The sequence below is a fragment of the Streptomyces sp. NBC_00986 genome (assembly GCF_045162565.1).
GTDB lineage: Bacteria > Actinomycetota > Actinomycetes > Streptomycetales > Streptomycetaceae > Streptomyces.
Genome location: NZ_CP108733.1, coordinates 2468624 through 2480528, shown reverse-complemented (window position 1 = coordinate 2480528; position 11905 = coordinate 2468624). Strand labels below are relative to the sequence as shown.

The window sequence follows — 11905 nt, the reverse complement described above, 5'->3', positions numbered from 1 at the left end:
CCGGGGCCGGAGGACATCATGGCGGGAACGGTCCAAGCGGACGCGGGCGAGCAGACGGGACCCGGTTCCGTGATCCCCGGCGCCGGTCCTGCGGGCCGCCCCGGCGAGCGGGCCACCGTACGGCTGCGGGACGTCGGCCCCGACGATCCGCCGCGCTACGCGCCCGAGTGGCTGGAGCTGCGGGAGGGCGCCGACGCCGTCGCGCGGGCGGGCGACCTGCTCGACCCGCTGCGCATCCGGCTCGCCAACCTGCCCGGCCGCTCCGGGGTCGTCATCCACGATCTGGGCTGCGGCACAGGCTCGATGGGACGGTGGCTCGCGCCCCGCCTCGACGGCGCCCAGCACTGGATCCTGCACGACCGTGATCCCTACCTCCTGCACTTCGCCGCCGTCGCCTCACCCCGTGCGGCCGCCGACGGCAGCCGCGTCACAGTGGAGACCCGGCGTGGTGACGTGGCCCGGCTGACCCCGGACGCGCTGGTCGGCGCCTCGCTGGTGACGGCCTCCGCGCTGCTGGACGTCCTCACCCGCGAGGAGGTCGACGCCCTCGTCGCCGCCTGTGTCGGGGCCGGCTGCCCGGCGCTGCTCACGCTGTCGGTGGCGGGCAAGGTCGAACTCACCCCGGCCGACCCGATGGACGCGGAGATCGCCGAAGCGTTCAACGCCCACCAGCGGCGCGACGGTCTCCTCGGCCCGGACGCCGTCACCGTCACCTGCGAGGCCTTCGCCGCGCACGGCGCCACGGTCCGCGTCCACCCCAGCGCCTGGCGGCTCGGCCCCGACGAGGCCGCGCTCACCGCCGAGTGGCTGCGCGGCTGGATCGGCGCGGCCGTCGAGGAACGCCCCGAGCTGAAGGAGCGTGCCGACCAGTATCTGGAACGGCGCCTCGCGGCTTGCGCGGCAGGGGAGTTGAGCGTGCTCGTCCACCACAGCGACCTGCTGGCACTGGCCCGGCCGACGGGGGGCACGTCATGAGCGTCGAGACCATGAGGACGGTCGCACCGCGGCCGAGCACCAGGACGCGCCGGGTGCGTGTGGACCGGTCCACACCGGTCGCCGTCGCCCTGCGTACCGAGACCGCGGTGGAAGCGGTACGCCGTCCCAAGCACACCCCGCCGCTGCACAGTTCGGCCGTCTCAGGCGACCGCATCGGGGTGATCGTCACCGCCCCGCGCCCCGGCGCCGACCGCGCCTCCGGCGCCCGCCGCGTCCTGCGGGCGATCCTGACCCGGGTGAACTCCCGCGCGGTACGCACCCACTTCGGCACGGTCGCCGGTGTCACCATCCTCGGTGTCCTCCTCTGGCGACTGGGTACCGGCGTCTTCCTTGACGGCCTGCGCCGCATCGACGCACCGACGCTGCTGATCGGGCTCGCCATCGGCGTCGTCACCACCGTGTTCAGCGCCTGGCGCTGGGCCCTCGTGGCACGCGGCCTGCGCATCAAGCTCCCGCTCGGCCCGGCCGTCGCCGACTACTACCGCGCCCTGTTCCTCAACGCGGCCCTGCCAGGCGGCATCCTCGGCGATGTGCACCGCGCGGTCCGCCACGGACAGAGCGCCGGCGACATGGGCCGCGCCGTCCGCGCCGTCGTCCTGGAGCGCGTCGCGGGCCAGATCGCGCTGGCCGTCGTGGGGGTGACGGTCCTGCTGGGCCTCGACTCCCCGGTGATGGCCGACGCCCGCAGCGTCGCCCCGGTCGTGCTGCTCGCCGCCGTCGGAGCACTGGCCGTCGTGGCCGCTGTCCGCATGAACCGTCCGGCCACCGCAAGCCGCCGGGGCCGCGCCCTGCGCACCACCCTCGACGAGGCCCGCGCCGGACTGTTCTCCCGCGCCAACTGGCCCGGCGTCACCGTCTCTTCGCTCATCATCCTCGCGGGCCACCTCGCGATGTTCGTGGTCGCCGCCCGGGCCGCGGGATCCGCCGCCACCGTCGCCCAGTTGATGCCGATCGCGGTCCTCGCGCTCGTCGCCATGGGCCTGCCGCTGAACGTCGGCGGCTGGGGTCCCCGCGAGGGCGTCACTGCCTGGGCGTTCGGCGCCGCGGGCCTCGGCGCGACCAGCGGCCTGTCCGTCTCGGTGATCTACGGCGTGCTCAGCTTCGTCGCCGCCCTGCCCGGCCTGGTCGTCCTGGTCGCCCGCTGGGCCGCGGGCCTGCGCACCGCCGCCGGGCCCGGCAGCGCCGTACCGGACCCGGTGCCCGCTCAGGCCTCCGCGGTCAGCAGCGAGAAATACGCGCCGAAGGAATCGGCGAGGCTCGCCAGCAGCGCCTTCCCCTTTTCCGCCGAGCCGAGGGACGGGCGCCCGATGACGCCCGACTCGGTATAGCCGGACATACCGAGCGTCAGGAGATGGCGACGGTCGTCGGCGACGAAATCGGAGGTCTCATATCCGGGACGGATCAATTCGGGATGAGCGTGCAGAAGAATGGAGGTCTCGATTTCCCCCGCATGCATATCGGTGAGCAACGAGGTCAGTACTCCGGCCCGCTCCAGCGCCGTCTCCCAGTCCTCGGCGGCGGGGAACAGCGCCATCCGCTCACCGCGCGCGGAGGACTCCTGAACGACGTTGCCCAGCACGTAGTTTCCGCCGTGACCGTTGACCACCACCAGGGTCTCGACCCCCGAGCGGCGGAGCGAGTCCGCGATGTCCCGCACCACCGCATGAAGGGTCACGGAAGAGATGCTGACGGTCCCCGGCCAGGCCGCGTGCTCGTGCGAGCAGGCCATGGTCACCGGAGGGAGGAGATGCACCGGGTACGCCGCGGCGATCTCCCGGGCCACGGCACAGGCGACCAACGTGTCGGTCGCCAGCGGAAGATACGGGCCGTGCTGCTCGAAACTGCCGACCGGAAGGACGGCGACCTGTGTTGATACTTCTGCCCCCCTAGACCGCACGTCCTCCGTGGTGTCCGCCGGCACCAGTCCGTTCGCCGCCGTCCGTGAGTCCGAACCATTCATTTTTTCACGGCCTTTCGTCTCTGCTTAGGAACCAGATCATGACAGAAAACATTGGCGTACTCGGCAAGCAGAAGTCCGCGCAGCCCAGGGGCGCGGAACGTGTCGTGAATGCTCCCTTGCCCACCGTGTACGGCAAATTCCAGGCGATCGGCTACCTGGACCACGACCGCGGTGACGAGCAAGTGGCCCTGGTCTACGGCGACATCGGCACGGACGACGTACTCACCCGACTCCACTCGGAGTGCCTGACGGGCGATGCCTTCGGCTCCCAGCACTGCGAGTGCGGCGACCAGTTGGACGCCGCGATGCGGGCCGTCGTCGCCGAAGGCCGGGGCATCGTCGTCTACTTGAGAGGGCACGAGGGCCGAGGCATAGGCCTGCTCGCCAAGTTGCGCGCGATGGCCCTGCAGGCGGAGGGCCTGGACACCGTCGAGGCGAACCTCGCTCTCGGCCTCCCGGTCGACGCCCGCGACTACGGCGTCGCCGCCGAGATCCTGCACGACCTGGGCGTCGCCAGCGTCCGCCTGCTCTCCAACAACCCGCGCAAACGCGAGGCGTTGCTGGAACACGGCATCAAAGTCTCCGAAGAGGTACCGCTGTTGATCCCGCCGTGCGAGAACAACATCACCTACCTCCGCACCAAGCGGGAGCGTCTCGACCACCACCTGCCCCATTTGGACGCGGTGGCGCACTGGTCCTGATTCGGGTGAGCGCGGTCCGGACAGGAAGAGGGAATGACCGACGACGTCCTCTTCCTCTCCGGCGACCGGGTCACGGACCTGCTCGACGCCGACGCGGCCATCGCCTCGCAGCGCGCGGCCTTCACCGCGCTCGGTGACGGCGACGCCGACCTGCCCGGCAAGATCATGCACCCGAGCCGTTTCGACGACAGCGTCGTCTTCGCCTACGTCTCCCGGCTGTCGGCGGACACCGGGGCCGTGGCGAAGTTCGGCAGCGTCAACCCGGCCAACGCGCACGCCGGGCTGCCCACGATCCACGCGGTGATCAGCGCCCTGGACCGGTCCACCGGACAGCTGGTCGCGGTCATGGACGGCACGGCGGTGACGACCCTGCGCACGGCCGCGGGCAGTGCCGTGGCCGTGGATGCGTTGGCCGTCCCCGACGCCGCCCACCTCGGCGTCCTCGGTTCGGGCACCCAGGCCCTCGCCCACGTCCGCGCGATCGCCCGGGTCCGGGACCTGAAGTCCGTACGGCTGTGGAGCCCGAACCCCCAGCGGCGCGCACAGGCCGCGGAGACACTGACGGCCGAACTCCCCTTCCCCGTCCAGGCGGTGGCCACCGCGGAGGCAGCCGTGACCGACGCGTCCGTGATCGCGGCCTGCACGCTCAGCACCACCCCCGTGGTGCACGGCGCCTGGCTCGCGCCCGGCTGCACGGTCGTCAGCGTCGGCTCCTTCGAACCCACCCGCAGCGAGGTCGACCTGGACGTCCTACGGCGATCCGCGGCCGTCGTGGTCGACGACCCGGAGACGGCCGCCGAGCACGCCGGACCGATCGTCGGCGCCCTGCGCGAGGGCCTGTTGACCCCCGACGACCTGATCCCGCTCGGCGCCGTCCTCACCGGCCGCCGCGCCGCACGCACCCGACCCGACGACATCGTCCACTACAACAGCGTCGGACTCGGCATCCAGGACGCGGCCGCGGCCTGGGCCGTCATCCACGCGGCCAAGAAGGAGCGCCCGTGAAGCGTCAGGCAGAGGTCGTCGTCATCGGCGGCGGGGTCATCGGCACCAGCATCGCCTACCACCTGGCCCGGGCCGGAGTCCGTGACGTCGTCCTCGTCGAACGGGACGAACTCGCCGCCGGATCCACGTCGAAGGCCGCCGGCGGAGTGCGGGCGCAGTTCTCCGACGGCCTCAACGTGCAGCTCGGCGCCCGCAGCCTGGAGGCCTTCGACCGCTTCGAGGAGGACACAGGGTACGACATCGGGTTACATCGCGTCGGCTACCTGTTCCTCCTCTCCACACCCGAGGACGTCGCGTCCTTCGAGGCGGGCGTCCGGCTGCAGAACTCGCTCAATGTGCAAAGCCGCATCATCGACCCCGCCGAGGCCCGCCGCCTCTCCCCGCTGATCAGCACCGAAGGCCTCATCGCCGCCGCCTACTCGCCCGACGACGGCCACTGCACCCCCGAGGCCGTCGTCCACGGCTACGCCTCCGCCGCCCGCGCCCACGGCGCGACGATCCTGCGCCACACCGACGTCACCGGCATCGAGACGCACGGCGACACCATCACGGCGGTCGTGACGACCCTCGGCCGCATCGACACCAACACCGTGATCTGCGCGGCCGGCGCCTGGTCCAAGGGGATCGGCGCGATGGCGGGCGTGGACCTCCCCGTGCAGCCGCTGCGCCGCCAGATCGCGGTCACGGAACCGGTGACGGGACTGCCGCCCAACCTCCCCATGACGATCGACTTCACCACCAGCCTCTACTTCCACACCGAGGGCCCCGGCCTCCTCGTCGGCATGTCAGACCCCGACGAGCGCCCCGGCTTCGCCACGGACACCCACGACCGCTGGATCCCCCGCCTCGCCGACGCCATGCGCCGCCGCGCCCCCGACCTCCTGGAACTGCGCCGCACCGGCGGCTGGGCGGGCCTGTACGAGAACACGCCGGACCACAACGCCCTGATCGGCGAGGCGACTTCGGTCTCCCGCTTCCTCTACGCCACCGGCTTCTCCGGCCACGGTTTCCTCCAGGGACCGGCCGTCGGCGAGGTCGTCCGCGACCTGTACCTCGGCCACGTACCCTTCGTGGACGTCAGCCCCCTGAGCGCCGGCCGGTTCGCGGCCGACGCCCCGCGCCCGGAGGTCAACCTGGTATGACCGAGCTCCATCTGTGGCTGCGCCACGAGCCCCGCACGACCGAACGCCGCACGCCGGTCGTGCCCGCCGCCGCCCGCCACCTCGTCGAGAACGGCGTGACCCTCACGGTCGAGGAGTCCCCGCAACGGATCTTCCCGATCGAGGAATACGAGGCGATCGGCGCCCGCGTCGCACCCGCGGACTCCTGGGCGTCGGCGCCGCAGGACACGGTGATCCTCGGCCTGAAGGAACTCCCGGACGAACCGAAGGAGTTGACCCACCGTCACATCTTCTTCGGGCACGCCTACAAGGGCCAGCCGGGAGCGATGGACCTGCTGAGCCGGTTCGCGGCCGGTGGAGGAGCGCTCCTCGACCTCGAATACCTGGTGGACGGCAAAGGGCGCCGCCTCGCCGCGTTCGGCTTCTGGGCGGGCTACTTGGGCGCGGCCCTGGCCGTCCTCCAGCACCGGGGCCGACTGGTCGCCCCGCTGACGCCCACCTCGAAGGAGGAGTTGGACGAGCTGCTCCAACCCGCCGCGGGGGACCCGGAGTTCGGCGCGCTGGTGATCGGAGCGCTCGGCCGCAGCGGGCGCGGTGCACGGGTCGCGTTCTCCACGGCCGGAATCGACCCGACCTGTTGGGACCTGCCCGAGACCCAGAACCTCGACCGCCCCGCCCTGTTGGCCCACGACGTGCTGGTCAACTGCGTTCTGGCCACGACCCCGGTCCCGCCCTTCCTCCGCGAGACGGACCTGGACGACCCGACCCGCCGCCTCCGCACCGTCTCCGACGTCACCTGCGACGTCGGATCACCGCTCAACGTCCTGCCGGTCTACGACCGCACGACCGAATGGGACGCCCCGGTACGGCAGTTGCGCGAGCGTCCCCCGCTCGACCTCATCGCGATCGACAACCTGCCGTCCCTCCTGCCGAGGGAGTCCAGCGCCGACTTCTCGGCCGCGCTGCTGCCCCACCTCCTGGACTTCGGGACCGGCGAGGCGTGGGGACGCGACCTGGACCTGTTCCGTACGAAGTCCCGGGAGCTCGGAATCGCCGTGGCGGAAGGGGAGTTGGGCCATGTCTGACGTGGTGCGCGCGAGCGGTACCGTCCACTGGATCGGCGCCGGACTGTCCACGGGCAGCGGTCTCGGCCTGCTCTGCGACACCGCCGGGCGGGTACGGCTGTGGCACCGCACCGAGGAGCGGGCGGCGCGGGCCCTCGATCACCTCGGCCTGACGGGACGCGCCGAACCGCGTGCTTTCGAACTCGCCGCGCTCACGGCCGAGTTGGCGCCCGGAGATGTCGTCGTCTCCATGCTGCCCGCGCCCGAACACGCGGCGCTGCTGGCGGTCTGCGTGCGACGGCAGGCACACTTCGCCTGCTCCAGCTATGTCTCGGACGCCGTCCTGGAACAGGTACCGGCGGCCGAGAAGGCGGGGATCGTCGTCCTCACCGAGGCCGGTCTCGACCCCGGCATCGACCATCTCTTCGCGCACAGCCTCGTCGCCCGCGCCCGGGAGGCGATCGGCGAGGGCACGGCGGCCTCGTACAGCCTCACCTCGTACTGCGGCGGGGTGCCCGCGGTGCCCAACGACTTCCGGTACCGGTTCAGTTGGGCACCGGCCGGAGTGCTGGGGGCGCTGCGCTCGCCGGCGCGCTACCTGGAGGACGGTGAGGAGACCACGGCCGACCGGCCCTGGGAGGTGACCCGGCCGCATGTCGTCGACGGGGAGACCTTCGAGGTCTATCCGAACCGGGACAGCGTGCCGTTCATCGAGCAGTACGGGCTGCCGACGGGCTGGACGCCGCGGACGTTCGTGCGCGGCACCCTGCGTCTCGATGGCTGGCTCCGGGCCTGGGACGCGGTGTTCGAGGAGCTGAAGGCGGGCGACGACACCCGGATCGCCGCGCTGGCAAGGGAGTTGGCGGCGACCTACCCCACCACGGACGCCGACCACGACCGGGTCGTCCTCGCGGTGTCCCTGGACGTCCGGGGCGACACGGGCAGGACCTGGTCCGGCAGCTACCTCCTCGACCTGGTCGGTGACGAGGAGGAGAGCGCGATGGCCCGCTGTGTCTCGCGCCCGCTCTCCCTCGCCGTCCGCCACATCCTCTCCGACGACCTGCCGTCCGGCCTGAACCGGGCGGCGGAGACGGCGGAACGGTCACGGGAGTGGCTGAGTGAACTGGCGGGGGAGGGGCTGGAGTTCACACTGCGAGTTGATCAGTAGCGGTAACAGGGGCAGCGGCTGAGCCTCAGTCGGTGACCGCCTCGTGCACCAGTTGCTTCAGCTCCGGGATGATCTTCAGGGAGTGCTTCGGCCGGAGCTGGGTCATGAACTGCACGGTGAGATCGCGGCTCGGGTCCACCCAGAACGTCGTCGTCGCCGCGCCGCTCCACCCGAACGCGCCCAGTCCCATGGGGGATTGGGTGCGCTCGGGGTCGATGACCACGGAGACGCTGAGGCCGAAACCCATGCCGTCGTTGCCGGGTTCCTGATGCGCGGGGCTGCCGAAGGCGCGCATGTCGGCGCCGCCGGGCAGGTGGTTGCTGGCCATGAGGTCGACGGTCTCGGGCGCGAGCAGCCGGGTGCCGTCGAGTTCGCCCCGGCGGCGCAGGAACTCCGCGAACCGGTGCACGTCGTACGGGCTCGCCGCCATCCCACCACTGCCCGACAGGAACCGCGGCCGGCCGCCCCGCAGCGGCAGCCCGGCGATCGGCTCGATACCGCCGCCGTCGGCGTCGCCGTACAACTCGGAGAGCCGGTCGGCCTTTTCGACCGGGACCTGGAAACCGGCGTCCGGCATCCCGAGTGGCCGGAAGATCCGCTCGGCGAAGAACTCGTCGAGCCGCTGCCCGGAGACCACCTCGATGACGCGGCCGAGCACGTTCGAGGCGACGGAGTAGTTCCACTGCGTGCCCGGCTCGAACTGGAGCGGCAGGCTCGCGTAGATGTCGATCGCCTCGGCGAGGTTCGCGCCGGGCGGCACGGACGACTCCAGGTGCGCCTCCCGGTACAGGGCGTCGACCGGGTGCGAGTGGTAGAACGCGAAGGTCATGCCCGAGGTGTGGGTCATCAGGTGCCGGATCAGCATCGGCTGCTCCACCGGCCGCGTCTTCACGTCGGCGCCGGAACCGCTGTCGTAGACCCGCATGTCCGCGAAGGCCGGCAGATGACGGCCGACCGGGTCGTCCAGGGAGAGCTTGCCCTCCTCCATCAGGATCAGCGCGGCGACCGCGGTGACCGGTTTGGTCATGGAGTAGATCCGGTACAACGTGTCGGGCGTGACGGGCCGTTGGGCCGCGACATCGCGGTGCCCGTGGGCGGTGAGGTGGGCGACGCGGCCGCCGCGGGCCACGGACACCAGGAAGCCCGGCAGGCGCTCCACGTCGACGTAGTGGGCGAAGTGCTGGTCCAGGCGGTCCAGCGCCTTGTGATCCAGTCCGACCTCGTCCGGGTCGACCTCTTGTCGCAGCTGTGCCATGGCTCTCCTCCGAATTGCGTTCACGAGGTGGGGTCCCGCATACCCGGCCCCGGACACCTCGGAACTCATCGTCGCGCAGGAACACCTGCGCGGTCTCCTGTAACGGGGGGATGTGTGAGCGACGCGACTGTCCGCCCGGGCAGCGCGAGACAGGCGAGAGCGCCGGTCAGGGCCACCGCGGCGAGGATTCCGAGCGCCGATTCCCGGCCACTTCCGGCCATCAGCGCACTTCCCGCGGCGACCCCGAGCGTCGGCCCCACGTTCACCGCGGTCTGTTTGAGCCCGCCCGCCACCCCCGCCGACTCAACGGCCGCCTCCCGTACGACGACTTGGGTCGCGGCCACCATCACCGTCCCGAACCCGGCCCCTAGGAGGGCGAAACCCGCGCATACCGTGACTGTGCCGGAGGCCCGGGACAGCACGAGCACAGCCAGGGCTACGACCACCATCGCCACCCCGGCCGTGGAACGGTCCCCGGCCCGGCGCAGCACCACGGCGGTCGCGGGTGCCGCGAGCACCATCGCGGCGGCCAACGGCAGCCCTCGGAGCGCGCTTTGGAACGGGCCAAGTCCCATCGTGTCCTGCAGGAAATAGGTGACGACGAACAGCGTCCCGGAGAACGCGGCCGACGCGGCGAGCAGCATTCCGAGCGCCCCACGGATCGCGGCCGAGCCGACGACGTCCGGTGGCAGGAGCGGATGTGCCGTACGACGTTCGTGGCGTACGAAGGAGACGCCGGCCAGCGCCGATACGGCCAACCCGGCGGCCGAACCGGGGAGGTCCACCAGTGCCTGGACGAGAGAGGCGAGGGAGAGCGCGAGCAGCAGGGCGCCGGGCAGATCGAACCGGATGCCGTTCAGTTGCCGTTGCTGTGGGTCCCGAACAGTGAGGGCGAGCACGCCGAACACGAGCGAGGGCACGACGTTGAGGAAGAACACGGCCCGCCAGCCCACCGCGCCGACCAACGCCCCGCCCACCAACGGCCCGGCGGCGGCCGCGATTCCGATCACGCTCGTCCGTACGGCGACGGGCATGCCGAGCCGGTCGGGCGGGAACGCGGCGCGCAGCATGCCGAGCGTGGCCGGTTGGAGCAGCGCCCCGAACGCCCCCTGGACGACCCGGAGTCCGATCACCCAGCCGACCCCGGGCGCCAGACCGATCCCGGCCGAGGCGACACCGAAGCCGAGCATGCCGAGCCCGAACACGCGCTGATGCCCGTACCGGTCCCCGATCCGCCCGGCCGACACCAACAGGCTTGCCACGGCGACCAGATACGCGGTGCTCGTCCACTGGACCTGCGCGAGGGACGCCCCCAACTCCCTTTGCAGGGTGGGTTGTACGACGGTGAGGACGGTTCCGTCCAGAGCGACGATCGCAGCCCCCGCCGCACTGCTCGCCAGTACGAGCCTCCGGTGAACCGTCATCGGGTGGCCTCCGGACCGAGGTGCGCGTCGAGGGCCGACCGCAGCAGGGGGACGAAGTCGTCGGCGCCGGTGGCGAGTTGGAGGCTGCCCCAACGCCAGAGCTGGGCGACGCCGTGCAGGTTCGCCCACAACGCGCCCGCGACCAGCCGGGCGTCCACGTCGGGACGGGCCCGGCCGACCAGGTCCACCAGGACGCCGAACAAGGGAAGGCTGGTGTCCCGCAGCCCCAAGTGTCCGCTCTCCAGCAGATCGTGACGGAACATCAACTCGTACATGCCCGGGTTCCCGAGCGCGAACTCCAGGTAGACGTGGCCCAGCGCTGTCAGCTGTGCACGCGGGTTCGCTTCAGCCTCCCCGAGGGCTCCCGTCGCCCGCTCGCCCAGGTCGGCGAAGCCGCGCCGTGCGATGGCGGACAGGAGTTCCAGGTGGGTGGGGAAGTAACGGCGCGGTGCCCCGTGGGAGACACCGGCCCGCCGGGCGATCTCGCGCAGGGTCAACGCCTGCGCACCTTCCTGGGCCACCAGCTCCACACCGACGTCGACCAGGCGGCCCCGTAGCCCTGCTTCCGGTTCGCTCATGCTCATGGACACTGTCTACCAACAATCCGTAGACAGTGTCTACTCGTCGGCTCCCGACTCGGGGAATGCGTGACCTGCTTCACACGGTTGATGGATGCATGACTCACGACGCGACGCAGGACGCACTGCTCCAGTTGCTCTCCGAGGGCCACGGCGGGGTACTGGTCACCCTCAAGAAGGACGGCCGGCCCCAGCTGTCGAACGTCAGCCACGCCTACTACCCCGACGAGCGGATCATCCGGGTGTCGATCACCGACGGCCGCGCCAAGACCCGAAACCTGCGCCGGGACCCCCGCGCCTCGTACCACGTGACCAGCCCCGACCGCTGGGCCTTCACGGTCGCCGAGGGCACGGCCGACCTCACCCCGGTCGCCGCCGACCCGCACGACGACACCGTCGAGGAACTCATCCGGCTCTACCGCGATGTCCTCGGCGAGCATCCGGACTGGGACGACTACCGGGCGGCGATGGTGCGGGACCGGCGGCTGGTACTGCGGTTGCGGGTGGAGCGGGCGTACGGGATTCCGGCGAGGACCGACCGGGGTTGAGCCGTCGCGAGCGGTGAGGGCTGCGATGTCGGGGGGCGCCGTCGTGCGGTGTTCCGGGCCGCCGGCCCCCGGGCCCGCGTGCCCC

Annotated in this window: 11 protein-coding genes and 1 pseudogene; 8 read left to right on the top strand and 4 right to left on the bottom strand. The window is 71.7% G+C overall.

Features of this window, described 5'->3' with window-relative positions:
• The first annotated feature begins 18 nt into the window (after nt 1-18).
• On the top strand, nt 19-975 hold the full coding sequence (locus OG504_RS10865) for a trans-aconitate methyltransferase (protein WP_405996299.1): 957 nt from the start codon (nt 19-21) through the stop codon (nt 973-975).
• Nucleotides 972-2105, top strand: a pseudogene (locus tag OG504_RS10860) (YbhN family protein); the annotation flags it as partial. The gene OG504_RS10865 and the pseudogene OG504_RS10860, both read left to right, overlap by 4 nt.
• A 95-nt stretch (nt 2106-2200) precedes the next feature.
• On the opposite strand, the gene OG504_RS10855 reads toward OG504_RS10860, so the two are convergent.
• Nucleotides 2201-2956 (bottom strand): creatininase family protein, encoded by a 756-nt coding sequence (locus tag OG504_RS10855; RefSeq protein WP_405989604.1) that lies wholly within the window; start codon nt 2954-2956, stop codon nt 2201-2203.
• A 38-nt stretch (nt 2957-2994) separates the two neighbouring features.
• Here OG504_RS10855 and ribA point away from each other — a divergent pair, with 38 nt between their 5' ends.
• Genes ribA through OG504_RS10830 form a run of 5 tightly spaced genes read left to right on the top strand, consistent with a single transcriptional unit; the run spans nt 2995 to nt 8015 of the window.
• The gene (ribA, locus tag OG504_RS10850) at nt 2995-3657 is read left to right on the top strand and encodes a GTP cyclohydrolase II (protein ID WP_318019959.1); all 663 of its coding nucleotides are present in this window, start codon (nt 2995-2997) and stop codon (nt 3655-3657) included.
• 33 nt (nt 3658-3690) lie between these two features.
• The gene (locus OG504_RS10845; RefSeq protein WP_405989603.1) at nt 3691-4662 is read left to right on the top strand and encodes an ornithine cyclodeaminase family protein; all 972 of its coding nucleotides are present in this window, start codon (nt 3691-3693) and stop codon (nt 4660-4662) included.
• Complete coding sequence (locus OG504_RS10840; protein WP_405989602.1) at nt 4659-5804, top strand: NAD(P)/FAD-dependent oxidoreductase; 1146 nt, start codon at nt 4659-4661, stop codon at nt 5802-5804. Before OG504_RS10845 ends, OG504_RS10840 begins: the two co-directional genes overlap by 4 nt.
• Nucleotides 5801-6868 carry a saccharopine dehydrogenase gene (locus OG504_RS10835; protein ID WP_405989601.1) on the top strand — a complete coding sequence of 356 codons (1068 nt, stop codon included), beginning with the start codon at nt 5801-5803 and terminating at the stop codon, nt 6866-6868. Before OG504_RS10840 ends, OG504_RS10835 begins: the two co-directional genes overlap by 4 nt.
• Nucleotides 6861-8015: a saccharopine dehydrogenase family protein gene (locus OG504_RS10830; RefSeq protein ID WP_405989600.1), complete on the top strand. Its 1155-nt coding sequence runs from the start codon at nt 6861-6863 to the stop codon at nt 8013-8015. Before OG504_RS10835 ends, OG504_RS10830 begins: the two co-directional genes overlap by 8 nt.
• Before the next feature lie 25 nt (nt 8016-8040).
• Here the strand turns inward: OG504_RS10830 and OG504_RS10825 are convergent, their stop codons facing one another.
• The 3 genes from OG504_RS10825 to OG504_RS10815 all read right to left on the bottom strand — a co-directional run bounded on the left by OG504_RS10825 (nt 8041) and on the right by OG504_RS10815 (nt 11272).
• On the bottom strand, nt 8041-9270 hold the full coding sequence (locus OG504_RS10825; RefSeq protein WP_405989599.1) for a serine hydrolase domain-containing protein: 1230 nt from the start codon (nt 9268-9270) through the stop codon (nt 8041-8043).
• A gap of 65 nt (nt 9271-9335) precedes the next feature.
• Nucleotides 9336-10694, bottom strand: a complete 1359-nt coding sequence (locus OG504_RS10820) for an MFS transporter (RefSeq protein WP_405989598.1) — start codon at nt 10692-10694, stop codon at nt 9336-9338.
• On the bottom strand, nt 10691-11272 hold the full coding sequence (locus OG504_RS10815) for a TetR/AcrR family transcriptional regulator (protein WP_405996298.1): 582 nt from the start codon (nt 11270-11272) through the stop codon (nt 10691-10693). The genes OG504_RS10820 and OG504_RS10815 overlap by 4 nt, the downstream gene beginning before the upstream one ends.
• Before the next feature lie 98 nt (nt 11273-11370).
• Here OG504_RS10815 and OG504_RS10810 point away from each other — a divergent pair, with 98 nt between their 5' ends.
• Nucleotides 11371-11820: a PPOX class F420-dependent oxidoreductase gene (locus tag OG504_RS10810; RefSeq protein WP_405989597.1), complete on the top strand. Its 450-nt coding sequence runs from the start codon at nt 11371-11373 to the stop codon at nt 11818-11820.
• Nucleotides 11821-11905 lie beyond the last annotated feature (85 nt).

Excerpts from the sequence above, each read along its gene's own strand:
- OG504_RS10865 (WP_405996299.1), top strand. The coding sequence starts at position 19 with ATGGCGGGAACGGTCCAAGCGGACGCGGGCGAGCAGACGGGACCCGGT.
- OG504_RS10855 (WP_405989604.1), bottom strand. The coding sequence starts at position 2,956 with ATGAATGGTTCGGACTCACGGACGGCGGCGAACGGACTGGTGCCGGCG.
- ribA (WP_318019959.1), top strand. The coding sequence starts at position 2,995 with ATGACAGAAAACATTGGCGTACTCGGCAAGCAGAAGTCCGCGCAGCCC.
- OG504_RS10845 (WP_405989603.1), top strand. The coding sequence starts at position 3,691 with ATGACCGACGACGTCCTCTTCCTCTCCGGCGACCGGGTCACGGACCTG.
- OG504_RS10835 (WP_405989601.1), top strand. The coding sequence starts at position 5,801 with ATGACCGAGCTCCATCTGTGGCTGCGCCACGAGCCCCGCACGACCGAA.
- OG504_RS10830 (WP_405989600.1), top strand. The coding sequence starts at position 6,861 with ATGTCTGACGTGGTGCGCGCGAGCGGTACCGTCCACTGGATCGGCGCC.
- OG504_RS10825 (WP_405989599.1), bottom strand. The coding sequence starts at position 9,270 with ATGGCACAGCTGCGACAAGAGGTCGACCCGGACGAGGTCGGACTGGAT.
- OG504_RS10820 (WP_405989598.1), bottom strand. The coding sequence starts at position 10,694 with ATGACGGTTCACCGGAGGCTCGTACTGGCGAGCAGTGCGGCGGGGGCT.
- OG504_RS10815 (WP_405996298.1), bottom strand. The coding sequence starts at position 11,272 with ATGAGCGAACCGGAAGCAGGGCTACGGGGCCGCCTGGTCGACGTCGGT.
- OG504_RS10810 (WP_405989597.1), top strand. The coding sequence starts at position 11,371 with ATGACTCACGACGCGACGCAGGACGCACTGCTCCAGTTGCTCTCCGAG.